Consider the following 17,359-nt stretch of genomic DNA (forward strand, 5'->3'; position numbering starts at 1 on the left):
TGGAAGAGGAACTGGCGATGCCGGACATGCTGCTGTAGCGATGCTCCATGGATTGGTATTTTCTCGTCAAGACGCTGCACATCATCAGTGCGACGATCGTGTTCGGAACAGGCATCGGCATCGCCAATTTCATGTTCTTCGGCGCGCGAAGCCGGGTCCCGGCTGAGCGCGTCTTTGCCGCCCGGATGACAGTGAAGGCTGATTTCCTCTTCACCCTGCCGTCTGTCATCATCCAGCCCGTCAGCGGCGCATGGCTCATATGGCAGGGCGGATTCTTGTGGAATGATTACTGGCTGATAGTGACCTATTGCTTTTATCTGCTAGCGGCGATCTGCTGGATTCCGGTTGTCCTAATCCAGCTCCGCATGAAAGGATTGCTGGAACGGCAATCGCGCGGCGAAACATTCGATGCAGTGGCCTATGCCAAACTCTTCCGGCTGTGGTTTACGCTGGGTTGGCCGGCTTTTGGCGGTCTTATCATCATCTTCTGGCTCATGGTGACCAAGCCGACATGGTAGCGCGCGTCCTCATCATTGGCGGCTATGGCAATTTCGGCAGCTATATTGCGCGCCGCCTGGCAGGGGACCGGGCCATTCGCCTTCTGATCGGTGGACGTTCGGCGGCAAAGGCGAAAGCGTTCGCCACCTCGCTTGACGCGAGCAATGCGACAGAGGGCCATGCCATCGATATTGATGGTAATCTGGCTGAGGCGCTTGCCCGGATCGCGCCCGACATTGTCATCCACACGACGGGTCCATTTCAATCACAGGATCACCGCGTCGCCAAGGCGTGTGTCGCGCAGGGCAGTCATTATCTCGATCTGGCCGACGCACGAACATTTGTGGCGACCATCGATCAGCTTGATACCGATGCGAAGGCAAAGGATGTGTTGGTGGTGAGTGGCGCAAGTTCGGTGCCCTGTCTCACCGCCGCCGTGATTGATGCCTATCTGCCAGCATTCGCGCGCCTGGGCGCGGTCGATTACGGCATCAGCGCGGCTCAACACACCAACCGTGGCCTGGCCACGACTTCAGCCGTGCTGAGCTATGTCGGCAAGCCGATGACGATGCTTCGCGAGGGTGTGATGAAAACGGTCTACGGATGGGAAGAGACGCATGCCGTGCGCTATCCCGATCTTGGCTGTCGCCTGTTCGGAAATTGCGACATCCCTGACCTCGAACTATTCCCGAGGCGCTATCCGACATTGAGATCGATGCGGTTCTCTGCGGGTCATGAACTGAAATTTCTCCATGTCGGCACGCGTATGCTTGGTCTGCTGGTGCGGCTGGGGATGATCGGATCGCTGAGCGATCACGCGGAAAACCTACTCAAGCTCGCCTTCGTCTTTGACCGCTTTGGGTCTGGGCGTAGCGGCTTTCACATGTTCCTGACCGGGGCTGGCCATGACGGCGAGCCGCTGACACGCCGCTTCTGGATCGTCGCGCGATCAGGGCATGGCCCTTATATCCCCTGCATGCCGGCAATCCTGCTCGCGCAGCAGTTGGCGAGGGGAGCGGTTGCCCGACGCGGCGCAATGCCCTGCATCGACCTCATTGATCTTGATAGCTATCTGGCGGCGCTGGAGGGGCTCGACATCTCTGTGTATCGGGATGATGCCGATGCCTGAAGTTTCGGAACGGGCCTTCAGCTACCGAGACGACCCCCGCGTGCCGGATTTTGACGACAACAAAGCCTTGTTCGTGTTCGATGGCATTTGCGTTCTTTGTTCCGGCGGAGCGAGCTGGATCATGCGCCATGACCGCGATGCCCGCGTCAACTTTACCCCCGGGCAGGAGAAACTGGGCCAGTCGCTTTATGCTCATTATGACATCGAGATGGATGAGAGCTATTTGTTGATCGCAAACGGGCACGCCTACACCGCTTCACGCGGTTATCTGGAGTTATGCCGAATTCTCGGCGGTTGGTGGCGGCTGTTCCAGATTTTTGCGCTCATGCCCGAGCGATTGCGTGATCGGCTTTATGCCATAGTTGCTCGCAACCGCTATCGCTGGTTCGGTAAGGTCGACTATTGCGAGTTGCTGACTCAGGACCAGAGAAGACGGCTGCTTTAGAAATGCACCCACCGGAGACATGCTCCTTCCTCCATTGAAGCGTTTTTCCAATCTGCGGCGATTTTCGCGTTTCAGGTTTGCCGCTCGAATTTCATGGTTGAGAACCTCGGTTCCTTATGGCCGGTTGAGGAGTGGCAGGTTCGGAGAGCGAAAGCGGCAAAGCTGCCCTCCTTGTTGCCCATGCCTTGGGGCAGATGTCGACCCAAACTGCGACGTTTGAGTGCATCATGATGAACGTCAGCATGTGCCGGAACCGGCCTTTCGCTCCCTTGGAAGCTGCCGAGTGGCAAGACACCCATCTCGATCGAAGATCCCCATTGGCGCCGGTACAGCTTACCGACGGATTGATCACAGGCGTCGGAGTTTTTGGTTGCAACTGATAGAAAGCGGCCAGGCCGCTTCGCGGCGCACCTCGGGGAACTGGACATTCGTTCATCGCCCGCGCCGTCCAGTGGGTCACTTCGTGCGGCGGCGTTTCTGCGTGAGGGCGGACAATCTCTGCCACGCGCTTGGGTGGCACCGACGTCTTGCCGGGCGGATTGGACTTGTAACGCAACAGGCCTTCCACGCCTTCGCGCATGAAGCGTTCCGGTCCACGTCACCCGCAGGATCGAGACAGCAGAAGTTGGGCAATGAAAAGGACAACTTGGCTTGCCGTCGAATCTCTATTGTTTATGTAGAGATTGTTCGTAAGGGAGCGGTCGGTCATCGTTCCCGGGCATGCTTGCCTGAACCGACCCGCGGCTTTTGAAGGGGTGCAGCTTGCTCCGCGTCAACAACGGCTAAAGCGCGCGATGCTAAGGCGACCACGCCAGGGATCGTGTTCTCCCCCCAGGAGAATGAACGATGCACGGATATTGCACATATTTTCGCTTGAGGCTGGCCCACTGCCGGAGGCCTCCAGGTGCGCGTCCGCGACAGGAGCGCATCCACCCTGCTGACCTGATCAGGCCCATCTGATCGATTTCGCGGTGCGCGACGCGCTTCGCCTGTGATCGACAAGCGCTCCGCCGCGCTGGCCGAAAGATGAATCATGGCCGCGAACGATAGACACGCCGCCGATCAGGGCGGGGCGCGCCCCTTCACCTATCCCGTTTCCTTGCAACAGGCGGCCGCCGCCATCTTCGGCATCACCCCGCTGGGCGAACAAATCCGGCGTGGTTCCGCCCCGACCATCAATCCAAACCGTAAAACCGACAGGGAAAATCAGTGAAAACTAACAGCCGAACAAAGGGCTCGTTCCGCCAGAAATTATTCTTGTCCGTTGCCATCATTGGAGCGGTCGGGTCCGGCCCGGCCTATGCTGACGAGGCGCCTGCGGCCGCCGCAGCGGATGCGGCTTCGTTCGATGCCGTTGAAAGCGAGGCGGCGATCACCGTCACCGCCCGCCGCCGGGAGGAAGATGCGCAGGACGTACCGATCGCGCTTAACGTGTTCGGCGCGGACACGCTCGACAAGACCGGAAACTTTACGCTGGGACAAGTGCAGCAGCTGGTGCCCAGCCTCCAGATATTCAGCTTCAATCCTCGCAATACGAATATCAATATCCGCGGGTTAGGGGCCAATGTCGCGCTGACCAATGACGGGCTGGAAAATGGCGTCGGCTTCTATCTCGACAATGTCTATTATGGGCGCCCCGGCCAGTCGCAGTTCGACCTCGTCGACCTTCAGCAGATCGAAGTGCTGCGTGGCCCGCAGGGCACGTTGTTCGGCAAGAACACGACCGCTGGCGCGATCAACATCACCAGTCGGGAGCCCAGCTTCAACCCCGAAGCGCAGGGGGAGATAAGCCTGGGCGACTATGGCTATCACCAGCTGCGCGCGTCGGTGTCCGCGCCGATCATTTCCGATCGGGTGGCCTTTCGCCTATCGCTCGCCGACACTCACCGCGATGGCTTCCTGACCAATCTGCACGATGGTTCGAAGGCGCAGGACTACGACAACTTCTCGATCCGCGGGCAACTGCTGGTCAAGCCGACCGATATCCTGTCCGTGCGGCTGATCGGCGACTATTCGCACCAGAAGCAGCATTATGCGCTCAACATTCCCGTTGCCTATTTTGGGACCTTCGACGGCGGCGCGACGATCTCCAACAACATCTTCGACCGCGCCTCGCGCGCCGGATACACGCTGTTGCCCGCAGATCCTTTCGCGCGCGAGGGGGATTCCGACAGCCATTATCAGGCTTTCATGAAAAGCTATGGCGCATCGGGTCAGATCGACTGGGATCTGGGCCGGGTGGCGCTGACATCCATTACCGCCTATCGCTGGTGGGACTGGGACCCGGCCAACGATGGCGACAGCACCGGCCTGCCGGTGACGACTAAGGCCCAGCAGGCGAATCGCCAGCGCCAGTTCAGCCAGGAAGTGCGGCTTGGCTCGACCGGCAGCAATGTCGTCGACTGGACTGTGGGCGCCTATTATTTCTGGCAGACGATCCGTGGCTATGGCGCGTCGGCCTACGGTGCGGCCGCGCCCAACTGGTTCGTTCCGGTCGCCAACCCGGTCGTCTCCAATGCGGCGCTCAATGGCTTTGAAACCCGCAGCTATTCGGAACCGGTCACGAAAAGCTATGCCCTGTTCGGGCAGGCAAGCTGGAACATCAGCGACGAACTCAGCCTGACCGGCGGTCTGCGCTACACGCATGAGGACAAGAAGGGCGTCTATCGCCAGTCCTGGGTGGCCGGGGCCGATCTGTCGGCGCCGTCCAGCGCAGAAGCAGCAGCGGCGACGGCGATCCGCAATCAGTTCAACCCTCAGACCAGCTACGCCGCCGCACTCCGGGACGACAGCGTGTCGGGGCTAGCGACGCTCAGCTGGAAGATCGCGCCCGACGCCCTCGTCTATGGCAGTTATTCGCGTGGCAGCAAGTCAGGCGGACTCAACCTCACCAACATTCCGAATGGCGCGGCGCCGGAAGTGAAGCCGGAGACGGTCGACAGTTTCGAACTCGGCTTCAAGAGCGCCTGGCTGGATCGCAGCCTGACCTTCAACGCCGCCGCCTTCTGGACCGAGGTCAGCGACTATCAGACGGCGATCACCCAACCGAACATCCTTGGCACCTTCGTCCAATATATTTCCAACATTCCCAAGGTGCGGTCGCGCGGGATCGAAGGCGACCTCAGCTATGCGCCCAGCAAATGGATCAACCTGACCGCATCGGCATCCTATGTCGAGGCGACCTATCGCGACTACAGGAACGCCCCGCAGGCGCCGGAACGCAGCGCCGCGCTGGTGCCGACGCAGGACCTGACCGGTGTGCAACTGGGCGGTATTCCCAAGTTCACCTACTCGCTGGGCGCGGATGTGGCGCAGCCGATCGGCGGCCATGGGATCGAGATTTACGGCCATGCCGATTTCTCGCACCGTTCCAGCTTCAACACCTCGTCCAGCAACAGCCGCTATGCGCAGGTGCCGGGCTACGGGCTGCTCAACGCCCGCATTGGCCTGCGCGCTGACAACGGCCTGTGGGACATCAGCGTCTGGGCGCGCAACCTGACCGACAGGCAATATTTCCAGGCGCTCAATCCTGGCGCGTTCGGACTCGTCACCGGTACGATCGGCGACCCGCGCACGATTGGGGTCACCCTCAAGACCAGATTGTGAGGTTCTGATGGCCACCGCATATTCCTACGCCGCGTCGCGCTCCTCCGCTCGGACGACACCGCAGGATAAAAATCGCACGAGTGGCTGGCGATTGGCGGGCTTTGCCTCGCTGTTCGTGCCCATCACGGCGGCGCAGATGCCCTTGGCGGTTCATCTTCCGGCGATCTACGCTCAGCAGTTCGGGCTGTCGCTAGCGGTGATCGGCGCGATCTTCCTGGGCGAACGGCTATGGGGTGCAGTGGCCGACCCGTTGATTGGCGCGCTGAGCGACCGCACCCATGGGCGTTTCGGCCGACGCCGGCCATGGATCGTTGCCGGGGCAGCGCTGTTCGGGGTGTCCGGCGCGGCGCTGTTCTTCCCTGCCTCCTCCTTGGTATCGCCGCTCTATCTCACGGCCAGCCTGTTCCTTTTCTATCTCGGTTGGTCGATGGTGCAGATACCCTATTTGGCCTGGTCGGGCGAGCTGGATAGCGGCTATCATGGACGTACGCGGATTGCGACGTTCCAGACCGTCGCCGGCTCCGCATCGTTGCTGGTGGTGCTGATCCTGCCGACGATCATCGACCAGATCAATCCGGAGGATGGCGCCCTCAAGCTCGCGGCGATGGGCAGCGTCGTGCTTGTCAGCCTCATCGTCTCGCTGGCGGTGACGCTGCGCAGCCAGGCCGAGGCGCCCGCAGCGCCGTCAACAAGCGCGCGCTTATCGTTCCGTCAAACGCTGGGCGCGCTGTTCGGTCACCCGCTGCTACGCCGGGTGCTGCTGTCCGACTTCGCGGTCACGACGGGACAGAGCATCCGCAGCGCCCTGATCGTTCTTTTCGTGACGCACTATATGGGCCTGCCCCACTGGGCGAGTGGCCTCTTCCTCTTCCAGTTCGTCTTTGGCATCGCCGCCGCTCCGATCTGGGCGCAGATCGGCTATCGCATCGGCAAGCATCGCGCCGCCGTCGCGGGGGAACTGGCGCAGGCCGCAATCAATGTCGGGCTGCTGCTCGTCGTGCCGGGCCAGATCGGCCTGTTGCTGGCGCTGACCCTCGCTCAGGGGCTGACGCAAGGGTCGGGCAATCTGATGCTGCGGTCCATGGTGGCCGACATTGCCGACGAACACCGACTGCGCACGGGTGAAGACCGGACAGCCCTGTTCTTCTCGGCTTTCAGCCTGTCGACCAAGGCGGGGATGGCAGCCGCCGTCGGCATCGCCCTGCCGCTCGTTGGCTGGCTCGGCTTCGATCCCAGGGTTGCGAGCAACACGACCGAGGCGCTGCACGGCCTGCTCGCCGTCTTCGCCCTCGGCCCCGCCGTCGCCCACCTCCTTTCCGCCTGGCTGATCCACGGCTTCCCGCTGGATGAGGCCGCCCATACCGAAATTCGCCGCGCGCTGGATGAACGCGACCACGCTGCCCAGCCTGCCGAATAACCCCGCCACCGTTATCCCCAAGGAGACGTGACATGACTGACCAGATCCACAATTTCATCAACGCTAAGGATGCCGAAAGCCCCCTCGATATCGTGCCGGTCGCTGGCCGCATCGGGGCGGAAATCCGCGGTGTCGCTCTGTCGGGCGAGCTTGATCCCGTAACGCTCGCCGCGATCCGCGCGGCGCTGGTGCGGCACAAGGTCATCTTCTTCCGCGATCAGGACGAACTGACCGATCAGCGGCATGAGGAATTCGCCGCGCTGCTGGGCGATCCGGTCGCGCATCCCACCGTGCCGGTCGCGGAAGGATCGCGCTACCTGCTCGAACTCGACTCCAAAGAAGGCTACGCCGCCTCGAGCTGGCACACCGACGTGACCTTCGTCGAAGCCTATCCGCAGGCATCGATCCTGCGCGCCATCACCGTTCCTCAGGCGGGCGGCGATACGCTCTGGGCCAATGGCGCGACGGCTTATGAGGAATTGCCCGAAGCGTTGAAAACGCTGGTCGACGGACTGTGGGCGGTGCATTCCAACAAATATGACTATGCCGCTGCGCTCGGCAGCAAGGATGCCCAGCGGTCGGAAGAATATAGCAAGATATTTGCGTCGACCGTTTACGAGACGGAACATCCGGTAGTGCGCATCCACCCCGAAACGGGCGAGCGCAGCCTGCTTCTGGGCCATTTCGTGAAGCAGTTCGTCGGCCTTAACCCTGCGGATTCGCAGCGGCTGTTTTCCGTGCTGCAGGATCATATCACCAAGCCCGAAAATACGGTTCGCTGGCGCTGGCGGGCGGGCGATGTCGCCATCTGGGACAACCGGTCGACCCAGCATCGCGCCATCGCCGACTTCGGCTTCCAGCGCCGGACGCTCCGTCGTGCCACGGTGGCGGGCGATGTGCCGGTGGCGATCGACGGTCGCCGTAGTAAATCAGTCAAGGTCGAAAAGGCCGTTCAAGCCATCGCTGCCTGATGATCGTCGATGCCGGGGGCAGCTTGCTGTCCCCGGCATTCTTTCATCTGGCGACGCGAGCCAGTTACGGATTGTCGAATGAAAAAATTTTCGAAAACAGCCATCCTTCTCGGCCTCGCCGCCCTGTCCTGCGGCGGCATGGCAGAGGCGCGGACTGCTCCCGTTGCGTCAAGCGCGTCCAGGTCCGCTCCCGCTCCGCACCGTCCCAATTTCCTGCTGATCGTTGCGGACGACCTGGGCTGGTCCGACCTCGGCTCCTTCGGCGGAGAGATTGCAACGCCTAATCTGGACGCGATCGCGACGGCGGGCGTCCGCTTCACCGGGTTCCACTCCGCGCCGACCTGTTCGCCGACGCGATCGATGTTGTTGAGCGGCGTCGATAACCACCAGGCGGGCCTTGGCAGCATGGCCGAAACGCTTCAACCCGGTCAGGTCGGGCAGCCGGGCTATGAGGGATATCTGAACGACCGGGTCGCTTCGATCGCCGAATTGCTTCATCAAGGCGGCTATCGCACGCTCATGTCAGGCAAATGGCATCTTGGCCTGACGCCTGATCGCGGCCCGGCGGCGCGTGGGTTCGAACGATCCTATGCCCTGCTTCAAGGGCTGGGCAACCATTTCGGCGCGGACCAGAATGACGCCTGGAAAGCGATCAAATCCTCCCCCACCTATCGCGATGATGGGAAGGTCGTGACCTATCCCGAAGGGCGTTTTTCCGCCGACTATTTCACCGACCGGCTGATTGGTTTCCTAGAGGAAGGCGCGAAGGACGATCGCCCCTTCTTCGCCTATCTGCCCTATTCGACGCCCCACTGGCCCATCCAGGCGCCGCCTGAGGTCATCGCCAAATATAAGGGCCGCTACGATGCGGGCTATGAGGCGCTGCGTGAGGCGAGATTGAAGCGGCAGAAGGAGTTGGGGCTCGTTCCCTTCAGCCTTCAGCCCCATGGCTGGGAGGGTGTGAAGCCCTGGGCTTCGCTCACCCCTGAGGAAAAGGCGATCGAAGCGCGCAAGATGGAAGTCTATGCGGCGATGGTCGACCGCATGGACCAGAATGTCGGACGGGTCGTGAGCACGCTCAAGCGCCTTGGCAGATATGATGACACGGTCATCATCTTCCTTGCCGATAACGGACCGGAAGGCACCGACATCGACGCGCCAATCCACTTGACGCTGACGCCGCAAGACAAGGCCAAGTTGGGAATCGACAACAGCCTCGGCAATATCGGCACGGCCACATCCTATGTCGGCTACGGGGCTGGCTGGGCGCAGGCAAACAGTTCGCCTTCCCGGCTGGTGAAGGGCTATCCGACCGAGGGCGGGACGCGGGTCACCGCCTTTGCTGCGGGACCTGGCATTGCCGGGCGGCGGATCGCCAACGCCTTCATTAACGTCACCGACGTCGCGCCGACCTTGCTCGACCTTGCCGGCCTGACGCAGCCGGGCAGCTTTGCGGGCCGTCCCATCCTTCCCATCCAAGGGCATAGCCTGACACCCCTGTTGATCGGCGGCCAGGCGGAACTGCACCCGCCGACCGAGGCGGTGGGCACCGAGCTTTTCTACCGCCGCGCCTTGCGTAAGGGGGACTGGAAGGCAGTTTTCCTGCCGAGTTCCGGCGGCGCCTACCCGCGCAAGAGCGTCGGCACCGGCACATGGCAGTTATTCAACATCGCCAGCGATCCCGCCGAAGCACATGATCTGGCGGCGAGCCAGCCGACCAAGTTGCAGGAACTAGTCGCCGACTGGAACAACTATGCGAGGGATAAGGGGGTGATCCTGCCGGCGCAGGCAGACGGGCGGAAATGAACCGGGTGCGGCAGGTCAGATCGGCGGTCTTCCTGTCGGTCGCCGCGGGATCGCTGCTGGGCGCGGCGCCGCTACCCCGAGCATCTTGGTCGGCGGCGAAGCGCTGCGACAGCAAGGACGAGCGAGTGCTCGTCCCTGCGGGCACGGTGCTGCTGGGTGAGGATGGTGAGGGGCGACCGGGGTGCAGGGTCGCCGTGGCGGCGTTCCGGATTGACCGGCATGAAGTGACAAACCGCCAGTTCGCCGCTTTCGTCGCGGCGACAGGCTATCGCACCGCTGCCGAGCGCGCAGGCAGCTCGGCCCTGTTCGTGCCGCCCACGGGCGCGGTCAATCTCAACAATGCGGCCAGTTGGTGGCGCTATCGCAAAGGCGCCAGCTGGCGTCATCCTGAAGGTCGCAGTAGCAGCATCGCCGGGCGGGAGGACTGGCCTGTCATTCATGTCGATTATCAGGATGCGGCGGCTTATGCGCGCTGGGCCGGCGGCGCGCTTCCCAGCGAAGCGCAATGGGAGCGCGCCGCTCGCGGTAGCCAGACCTCCCCACGGAAGGCGGTAAGCTGGGCCTATGCAGGCGAGGATCATTCGATCGCCAACAGCTGGCAGGGCGTGTTCCCGGTCCGCGACACTGGGAAGGACGGCTATGTCGGCCTCGCGCCGGTGGGCTGCTTTGGCGGCAATGATTTGGGCCTCCACGACATGGTCGGCAATGTCTGGGAATGGACCAGCGAACAGCGCGATGGCACCAGCCGGGTCAAGGGCGGCTCCTATCTCTGCGCTATGAACTATTGCGCTAACTTCCGACCGGCTGCCTTCCAGGCGCAGGAACTTGACCTGGGCACATCGCACATTGGGTTCAGGACGATTTCAGCCGAACCAGCCTTTCCCTAGGGTCGGCCTAAAACGCATGCACTCGGTCTTTGGCCGTTCGCGTGCAACCATTGCATGGTCCATCTCCTCTCGGGGAATTGCGGAGCGATCGCCTGCGAAATAGCGCGTATCGATGGGTAGGTCATTCTCGGCGGGAGTTCACGCCAGGAGGACATAGGCGGCGCCGATTGCTGCGCAGGCGCCCAATACCGGCAAAACACCAATTTTGAACCGGAAGACCGCGACCAGCGCGCCGATCGACAGTAAAGTCGCGGGGATGTTGATCGAATCCAGCACTGGCACGTCGAGAGAACCTGTCGGTGTCGCAACCGACCGGACCTCACCGAACAGCGTGTGGATGGCAAACCAGAGGGCCAGATTGAGGATCACGCCCACCACCGCCGCCGTAATCGCTGTCAGAGCAGAGGACAGGGCTCTGTTGCCTCTCAGCCGCTCGATGAAAGGCGCACCGGCGAAGATCCACAGGAAACAGGGCACGAAGGTCACCCAGGTCGTCAGGATCGCGCCGAGGGTTGCGGCTGCCAGGGGCGACAAAGGACCCGCATCGCGAAAGGCAGCCAGGAAGCCGACGAACTGCGTCACCATGATCAGCGGCCCGGGGGTGGTTTCCGCCATGCCAAGGCCGTCCAACATTTCACCCGGCTGCAGCCAGCCGAAGGTGTCGACCGCCTCTTGCGCGACATAAGCGAGAACAGCATAGGCGCCGCCAAACGTCACGACCGCCATCTGGCTGAAGAAGCTGGCGATCTGGTAAAACACGTCATCGGGTCCGAGTGCCAGGAACAGCGTCAGAACCGGTGCCAGCCAGAGCAGCAGCAGGACCGAGCAGATTCGCAGCGACCAGCCGTAATTTGGCTTCGCATGCGCGGGCAAGGCTTCGCCAAGTGCGGTGTCCCGGTCGTGGATGACCTCACCACCGGCTGCGCCATGACCGCCACCGCCCTTGAACTGCGGCAGGCCGCTGCGCCCTCCGAGATAGCCGGCGAGTCCGGCTGCGAGCACGATCACTGGGAAGGGCGCATCGAGGAAAAAAATCGCGACGAATGCAGCGGCGGCTATGCCGCGCATAACGTTGTTCTTGAGCGCCCGGGATCCGACGCGCACGACAGCCTGCACCACTACCGCCAGCACAGCCGCCTTGAGGCCGAAGAAAAGCCCCTCGATGAGCGGCACCTGACCAAGCAGCACATAGACGTAGCTCAGGCCCAGTATCGCGAGGAAACCGGGCAGCACGAACAGAGCGCCAGCGATGAGGCCGCCCTTGGTCTTGTGCAGGAGCCAGCCGATATAGACGGCGAGTTGCTGCGCTTCTGGCCCTGGGAGCAGCATGCAGTAGTTGAGCGCGTGAAGGAAACGCTCCTCACCTATCCATCGTTTCTCTTCGACCAGGATCCGGTGCATGACCGCAATCTGACCGGCCGGACCGCCAAAGCTGAGGGCGGCAATTCGTGCCCAGACCTTTGTCGCTTCCTTCAAGGAAATGCCGTGATCGCCAGCGGAAGGCGTTTCCGCAGTGGTGATGGCGGATGCACTTGCCGTCATAGGTCCGTCTTTCTGTTGCTGAAAAAGGCATGAAACTGATTGAGAGCTTCGCTCGCCATGGCGATACGTTGAAGATCATCGTCGGTGGATGCACAAACGCCGGACAGCATAGCGCCGACACCGGCGGTCTCGGGCCGAGCGAATTTGCCGTCCCCGATGTCCAGCTCATGGATAATCTCTCCGATGGCGACGAGTGCGGGATCGCTTGTCAGATTGGCGCGCAGCAGCAGGGTTTCGAAGCTGCAACGGCCTTCTTCATGCGTGAACTCGGCATCGACCATGTCGAAGCGCAGCTCGCCGAGCACCGGATCATAGTGACGGCTATCGACAAACTTGAAATGTGCGTCCGGATCGATGAAGCGCCGGATCAGCCAGGCGCACGCAATCCGGTCGACATGGACGCCGCTACGGGTAAGCCAGGTGCGCCCTGTAAGGTCGATCGGTTCTGAAAGTGGGGCCGGCTCGGTCCGGCTGACATCGGGATGCTGGTAGCGCTGGCGGTCGAGCTCGGCCAAGGCAGCTTCGGCTTCCTGCCGGCCGTGTGAGCCGAAAAAATCCAGCTTGCCCACCTCTTCCAGGCGCTTTTGGAGTTTTGCGATGTCCGAGCCGCTTGCCGGGCCTGTTTGCAACAGGCGCTGTGCGGCCTGAGCAATCTCGTCATAATCAGCGTCGCGGGCATTATCGAAAAGGACGCGAACGTCAGCGTCAGATTGGCCTGCGAGGAGTTGCGCTTCGATGAGCGTCGCCTCCCCTCCGCTGGCGATGATCTTCTCAAGCAGTTCACGGAAGGCGAATTCGGCCTCGGGCGATCGGGGAAGAACATGCACCGCATTCTTCAAGGGCACCGCCCCGACCGCCTGCAATCGCCGCCATATCTTCACGCGCAGATAGGGTGGCTTCGCGGGAAGCTGGTGCAAAAGCGCGAGCCAAGGGCTGGTTCCGGTGAAATTCATGATGCATATGTATCATAGACCTCGATTCGTGGAAATAGCTATACCTATGAAAACTCGCTTGGCCCTGAAGCTGCCTTTGTCGGCGTGGCTTGCCTGCTGCGCAGCACCTGCCCTTGCACAAGAGGACGGGTTCTCGCTCAACGGAAGCGTGAGGCTTCGCTTCGAGGAAATTGAAGGTCAGCCCCGCGCAGGGTTTGACAGCGAGGACAGCCTGTTCAACATCCGCACCCAAGTGCTTGGAGAATATCGAAGCGGCGCCTTCCGAGTAGGGGCAGAGCTGTTCGACAGCCGAGCCTATGGCGAGGACTCAGGGACACCGATCTCCACCAACGAGGTCAATGCGCTGGAACTGGTGCAGGCCTATGTCACTGCCGATATTGCCGCGCCGTTCGGGAAGGGGGCCAAGCTGGAGCTGACGGCGGGACGCATGACCCTCAACCTTGGATCACGACGACTGGTAGCCGCCGACGATTATCGCAACACGACCAATGGCTATACTGGCTTGCGCGCAGATCTGACCGCGCCAGAGGGCTTAAAGGCCACCTTCATCTACACGCTGCCGCAACAACGCCGCCCCGACGATCGGGAGGGCGTCACGAACCATCGCGTTCGGTTCGATCATGAAGGCTTCGATCTGGTGCTGTGGGGCGGCGTCGTCAGCAAGACGAAGGCCTTAGGGCCAGCAGCGGCGGAGCTGACCTATTTCCATCTGGGCGAACATGACAGGCCAGGAAGGCCGACCCGCGATCGATCGCTGAATACCTTCGGCGGGCGCATCATTCGCGAACCGGAAACGGGAAAGTTCGATTATGAGCTTGAAGCCTTCTACCAAACCGGAAGCATCAGTGGATCCTTGGTAACCACAGCACAGCGTCAATCGGTAAGCGCCAGCTTCATCCATGCCGATGCGGGATATAGTTTTCCTGGACCATGGAAGCCGCGACTATCCGTCGAATTCGACCGGGCAAGTGGCGACCGCGCAGGAGGAGATTACGGTCGGTTCGATACGCTGTTCGGGATGCGTCGTGCAGACCTTGCTCCTGCGGGGCTCTACAATTCCGTGGCGCGTGCCAACATCGTGACGCCCGGCGTTCGGCTGGAGGCGACGCCGGACAAGCGCTGGGACTGGTGCGCAGTCTATCGCGCGATGTGGCTGGCATCGCGAACCGACGCCTTTTCGTCCACAGGGGTTCGGGACAGCAGCGGGCGTTCCGGCAATTTCGCCGGCCATCAGATCGAAGGTCGCGTACGCTACTGGATTATCCCGTTACGGCTTCGGTTCGAATTTGACGGGGTGCTGCTCGCCAAGGGAAGGTTCCTGCGCGACGCGCCCAATGCGCCTCCAAGGAAGTGGACCCGCTATACTTCCTTCAATTTGATGGCGAGTTTCTGAAGAAATGGCCGCACTGCACTCGAGAAGATCAACTCTTCACGCATTGCTTTCGGCAAACTTAAAGGCGTTTCGAGAAAGCGGTCAGTGACAGCTTCACCGAGTTGGGCTGCCTCGAAGATGCCGTTCGCCACATTTTCGCGCGCAGGGCACATCCTTCCAAGATTAGCCGTTCGCCGTCGGGCCCGCGAATGGCAGAAAAGTCCCAGGTGCGGACGGTCCGGTTTTGCCTGTCGGCAGCCCGCGACTGGCCGATTTCAGAATGTCGGGTTTCTTTTGGCTAAGGGCGGATAGCTGCCCTTTAACAATCAGCCAATTTCAGCAATCCTTTTTGACAGCAAAGAGTGGCCGATCCGCACCGGCGAGTTGAGATCAATTTCCGCCACCTGTCGCATACCCGCTATTCTGAACGTCATCGTCGAGACAAAAAATTGGCCCAGCGACCTAAATCACCGGGCCAGTAGAGTCTCGTTACCGAGGCTCGGGTCGCAGTGCATGGATAACACTACGACAGATAAAGGATATTAACATATGTATAGATCGATTATTTTAACTTCGACCAAAAAATAAATAATTCCCAAATGAATTATATTTTTGTACCATTCTTAAATTATCCATTCCTTATATGTCGATGGAGATAATTTTCATCAAACCCTGCAATTTGAACAAGCTTCTCTGGACAGGATATAATCAGGCTTCCCCGGCTGAGCGACATGGCGCCACTTGCCTTCAATTCTTTCAAAATGCGATTTAGATGGACAGGTGTCATGCCTAATGCATCGGCCAGCAATATCTGAGAGAGCGGCAGCGTAAGGTGCTGACCATTTATAAGGCCGATATTGCGAGCCCTCAAATACAGTTCGCATATCAGATGCGCGACGCGCTCGATGCTCGTCCGCCGCCCCATGCTAGTGATCCAGGCACGCAACGTCCCTTCATCGATCAACTGCGCAAGATACATGGCTTTTGCCACGTTGGGATGGCGATCCATAATTCTGTCAATCTCTGGGCGATCAATCGTAGCGATGACGGCTGGCCCTATGGACTGAATGCTGTGATCCATCTGCTCAAGAAGACCGACATGCAGGTCACAGGAGTCGCCCGGCATTAAAAAGGCCAGGATCTGACGCGTCCCGCTGGGCAAAATCTTGTAGCGGCATGCCCAACCATCCAGAACCACAAACACCGGCCCGGGGCGATCGCCTTCTCTAATGAGGTCGTGTCGAGCAGCAATCTTTCTCGGATGTGCGGTCGCCACGGCCAGAGCCGCTATATCATTTTCAGACAGTGTCGCGAATCTGCTCAGTTTATTGATGAACCGGTTCATCAGCCACAGTCCCACAGGATCATCAAAATTAATATTGTTGTATATTATTGTCGAAAGTTAACATTGATGATGGCTCTCGATGCATGTTGCTATTAAAATGACAAGATCGTCGGCCCGCACTTCAGGCTCCGGCGGCTGAGAGACGCGCGCTCTCGCCTGATGGAGGCAACCGATGACGCAAGATGTTGACAACCTCGGTGCGGGCCTCGCTTCGCCGTTCAAGGGCCCTGACCCGCACGGAGAAGCGGCGCTGGTCCTAGTTGAAACCTTGATCCACGCGCTGGTAGCAAAGGGCAGCTTAAGCACCCTCGAAGCCATTGAGATTATCGTCGATGCGGCAGGGGTGCAGTCCGCAATGGACGAGGATCGGATTCATATTCCCGGTGGACAGCCACAGGCGGTTGCCTTGTTGAGAACCATCGGCGGAAGTCTCGCTAACGATTTACCAAAGTCATAAGACTGAACAGAGGTGGTGGATGCCTCCCTTTACCGCTTCCAGTTAGGCATCCTTTCCGCGCGTGAGCAGAACGATCGCTTTCGGCCAGCCTTGTGCCGGTCGCCCCGGTTAAGGGCGGTCAGGACGGATCGCCGAATGGCGACTTACGGCGGCCGGAAGCTTGAGCCGGACACTTTCTCGAGCGAGAGGTGCCGCGCGACAATCAGGATGAGAGAGGATTAGCAGCAACGACCCCCTCCGCCAAGAAGCCACAATTCCGTGAAGACGTCCATTTACGAAAACGGCTTTAGGATCGCAACGTGAGATGTGGTATGCTGGCGTATCCCGGCTTCGACTCCGTCCATGGCCGCCGTGACTGAGAGACTGTCGCGCTCCCGCCCCACGAGGAGAGTGTCATGTCTGCCTCATCAAACACACCGTCCCAAATGCCATTGCCGCGATCTGCCCTGCATGAGCGGGTCGAGCGGCTAGGGCTCGCACTGGGTGCGGAACAAGAGCGGAGGCTTCGCGCTCGTCTTATACTGGCGCCGGGCGAAACTAATCCGAACAAGGCCATCGACGGATGGAAAAATGAAGACGGCCACCTTTCCGATGTTACAACATCTCGTATTTCCACCACGCCACGAAGTACGAAAATATTCTGGTTCAGCGCTGACCTCTTCCGTGATAACACCTTGACTCGAGCGGTCATCATGAATGCGTTACTTACTCTTATGGCAGCAACTATTCTTATTATAATGTACGATTGAAGGCGAGAAGATGGAAATTTGTCAAGAGGACTACAATTTTCCAACGGCAAACAACCTAGGCGATGTTGACAAAAGATTTCAGCCATAGGCGCACGGCGGCGAGGTTAAGGAAGCTGGCGAAGGAGAGCGCGGTCTTGTCATAGCGGGTGGCGATGCGTCGCTGGTTTTTCATGACCCCGAAC

At 60.4% G+C, this 17,359-nt stretch carries 15 protein-coding genes and 1 pseudogene; 12 read left to right on the forward strand and 4 right to left on the reverse strand.

All coding sequences use genetic code 11. The features are described 5' to 3' along the window. Positions 1-47 precede the first annotated feature (47 nt). From MRBLMC3_RS06790 to MRBLMC3_RS06830, 9 genes are all read left to right on the forward strand, one after another. Complete coding sequence (locus MRBLMC3_RS06790) at positions 48-518, forward strand: DUF2269 family protein (RefSeq protein ID WP_363826974.1); 471 nt, start codon at positions 48-50, stop codon at positions 516-518. Further along, positions 512-1,627, forward strand: a complete 1,116-nt coding sequence (locus MRBLMC3_RS06795) for a saccharopine dehydrogenase family protein (RefSeq protein WP_363826976.1) — start codon at positions 512-514, stop codon at positions 1,625-1,627. The genes MRBLMC3_RS06790 and MRBLMC3_RS06795 overlap by 7 nt, the downstream gene beginning before the upstream one ends. Further along, positions 1,620-2,072, forward strand: a complete 453-nt coding sequence (locus MRBLMC3_RS06800) for a thiol-disulfide oxidoreductase DCC family protein (RefSeq protein WP_363826979.1) — start codon at positions 1,620-1,622, stop codon at positions 2,070-2,072. The genes MRBLMC3_RS06795 and MRBLMC3_RS06800 overlap by 8 nt, the downstream gene beginning before the upstream one ends. A 1,033-nt stretch (positions 2,073-3,105) precedes the next feature. Then, positions 3,106-3,285 carry a hypothetical protein gene (locus MRBLMC3_RS06805; RefSeq protein ID WP_363826982.1) on the forward strand — a complete coding sequence of 60 codons (180 nt, stop codon included), beginning with the start codon at positions 3,106-3,108 and terminating at the stop codon, positions 3,283-3,285. A 44-nt stretch (positions 3,286-3,329) separates the two neighbouring features. Beyond that, the gene (locus tag MRBLMC3_RS06810) at positions 3,330-5,678 is read left to right on the forward strand and encodes a TonB-dependent receptor (protein ID WP_363826984.1); all 2,349 of its coding nucleotides are present in this window, start codon (positions 3,330-3,332) and stop codon (positions 5,676-5,678) included. Positions 5,679-5,685: 7 nt separating this feature from the next. Then, positions 5,686-7,095, forward strand: coding sequence for an MFS transporter (locus MRBLMC3_RS06815; RefSeq protein ID WP_363826987.1), 1,410 nt, complete (start codon positions 5,686-5,688; stop codon positions 7,093-7,095). Between the two features lie 32 nt (positions 7,096-7,127). Then, entirely contained in the window at positions 7,128-8,066 is a 939-nt protein-coding gene (locus MRBLMC3_RS06820) for a TauD/TfdA dioxygenase family protein (protein ID WP_363826990.1), read from the forward strand. Positions 8,067-8,144: 78 nt separating this feature from the next. Beyond that, entirely contained in the window at positions 8,145-9,872 is a 1,728-nt protein-coding gene (locus MRBLMC3_RS06825) for an arylsulfatase (protein ID WP_363826993.1), read from the forward strand. Continuing rightward, a complete protein-coding gene (locus tag MRBLMC3_RS06830) occupies positions 9,869-10,759 on the forward strand; it encodes an SUMF1/EgtB/PvdO family nonheme iron enzyme (protein ID WP_363826996.1) in 891 nt (296 codons plus the stop codon). Before MRBLMC3_RS06825 ends, MRBLMC3_RS06830 begins: the two co-directional genes overlap by 4 nt. Before the next feature lie 138 nt (positions 10,760-10,897). Here the strand turns inward: MRBLMC3_RS06830 and chrA are convergent, their stop codons facing one another. Continuing rightward, on the reverse strand, positions 10,898-12,301 hold the full coding sequence (chrA, locus tag MRBLMC3_RS06835; protein WP_363826999.1) for a chromate efflux transporter: 1,404 nt from the start codon (positions 12,299-12,301) through the stop codon (positions 10,898-10,900). Then, the gene (locus MRBLMC3_RS06840; RefSeq protein WP_363827002.1) at positions 12,298-13,254 is read right to left on the reverse strand and encodes a chromate resistance protein ChrB domain-containing protein; all 957 of its coding nucleotides are present in this window, start codon (positions 13,252-13,254) and stop codon (positions 12,298-12,300) included. Before MRBLMC3_RS06840 ends, chrA begins: the two co-directional genes overlap by 4 nt. A gap of 46 nt (positions 13,255-13,300) precedes the next feature. Between MRBLMC3_RS06840 and MRBLMC3_RS06845 the strand changes: the two genes are divergently transcribed. Then, positions 13,301-14,647 carry an alginate export family protein gene (locus MRBLMC3_RS06845; RefSeq protein WP_414714628.1) on the forward strand — a complete coding sequence of 449 codons (1,347 nt, stop codon included), beginning with the start codon at positions 13,301-13,303 and terminating at the stop codon, positions 14,645-14,647. A 607-nt stretch (positions 14,648-15,254) separates the two neighbouring features. Here the strand turns inward: MRBLMC3_RS06845 and MRBLMC3_RS06850 are convergent. After that, the gene (locus MRBLMC3_RS06850) at positions 15,255-15,971 is read right to left on the reverse strand and encodes a Crp/Fnr family transcriptional regulator (RefSeq protein WP_363827007.1); all 717 of its coding nucleotides are present in this window, start codon (positions 15,969-15,971) and stop codon (positions 15,255-15,257) included. Between the two features lie 172 nt (positions 15,972-16,143). On the opposite strand from MRBLMC3_RS06850, the gene MRBLMC3_RS06855 reads away from it, so the two are divergent. Together MRBLMC3_RS06855 and MRBLMC3_RS06860 are read left to right on the forward strand one after the other, a co-directional pair. After that, positions 16,144-16,428, forward strand: a complete 285-nt coding sequence (locus MRBLMC3_RS06855) for a hypothetical protein (protein WP_363827009.1) — start codon at positions 16,144-16,146, stop codon at positions 16,426-16,428. A gap of 395 nt (positions 16,429-16,823) precedes the next feature. Beyond that, positions 16,824-17,177 (forward strand): hypothetical protein, encoded by a 354-nt coding sequence (locus MRBLMC3_RS06860; protein ID WP_363827012.1) that lies wholly within the window; start codon positions 16,824-16,826, stop codon positions 17,175-17,177. Positions 17,178-17,232: 55 nt separating this feature from the next. Here the strand turns inward: MRBLMC3_RS06860 and MRBLMC3_RS23080 are convergent. Beyond that, a pseudogene (locus MRBLMC3_RS23080) lies at positions 17,233-17,359 on the reverse strand (IS5/IS1182 family transposase); the annotation flags it as partial.

Origin of the sequence: Sphingobium sp. LMC3-1-1.1, from assembly GCF_040676285.1 — a bacterium.
Classification (GTDB): domain Bacteria; phylum Pseudomonadota; class Alphaproteobacteria; order Sphingomonadales; family Sphingomonadaceae; genus Sphingobium.

What these genes read in the sequence shown, in the direction of transcription:
- MRBLMC3_RS06790 (WP_363826974.1), top strand. Translation starts at nt 48, where the DNA reads ATGGATTGGTATTTTCTCGTCAAGACGCTGCACATCATCAGTGCGACG.
- MRBLMC3_RS06795 (WP_363826976.1), top strand. Translation starts at nt 512, where the DNA reads ATGGTAGCGCGCGTCCTCATCATTGGCGGCTATGGCAATTTCGGCAGC.
- MRBLMC3_RS06800 (WP_363826979.1), top strand. Translation starts at nt 1,620, where the DNA reads ATGCCTGAAGTTTCGGAACGGGCCTTCAGCTACCGAGACGACCCCCGC.
- MRBLMC3_RS06805 (WP_363826982.1), top strand. Translation starts at nt 3,106, where the DNA reads ATGGCCGCGAACGATAGACACGCCGCCGATCAGGGCGGGGCGCGCCCC.
- MRBLMC3_RS06815 (WP_363826987.1), top strand. Translation starts at nt 5,686, where the DNA reads ATGGCCACCGCATATTCCTACGCCGCGTCGCGCTCCTCCGCTCGGACG.
- MRBLMC3_RS06820 (WP_363826990.1), top strand. Translation starts at nt 7,128, where the DNA reads ATGACTGACCAGATCCACAATTTCATCAACGCTAAGGATGCCGAAAGC.
- MRBLMC3_RS06825 (WP_363826993.1), top strand. Translation starts at nt 8,145, where the DNA reads ATGAAAAAATTTTCGAAAACAGCCATCCTTCTCGGCCTCGCCGCCCTG.
- MRBLMC3_RS06830 (WP_363826996.1), top strand. Translation starts at nt 9,869, where the DNA reads ATGAACCGGGTGCGGCAGGTCAGATCGGCGGTCTTCCTGTCGGTCGCC.
- chrA (WP_363826999.1), bottom strand. Translation starts at nt 12,301, where the DNA reads ATGACGGCAAGTGCATCCGCCATCACCACTGCGGAAACGCCTTCCGCT.
- MRBLMC3_RS06840 (WP_363827002.1), bottom strand. Translation starts at nt 13,254, where the DNA reads ATGAATTTCACCGGAACCAGCCCTTGGCTCGCGCTTTTGCACCAGCTT.
- MRBLMC3_RS06845 (WP_414714628.1), top strand. Translation starts at nt 13,301, where the DNA reads ATGAAAACTCGCTTGGCCCTGAAGCTGCCTTTGTCGGCGTGGCTTGCC.
- MRBLMC3_RS06850 (WP_363827007.1), bottom strand. Translation starts at nt 15,971, where the DNA reads ATGAACCGGTTCATCAATAAACTGAGCAGATTCGCGACACTGTCTGAA.
- MRBLMC3_RS06855 (WP_363827009.1), top strand. Translation starts at nt 16,144, where the DNA reads ATGACGCAAGATGTTGACAACCTCGGTGCGGGCCTCGCTTCGCCGTTC.
- MRBLMC3_RS06860 (WP_363827012.1), top strand. Translation starts at nt 16,824, where the DNA reads ATGTCTGCCTCATCAAACACACCGTCCCAAATGCCATTGCCGCGATCT.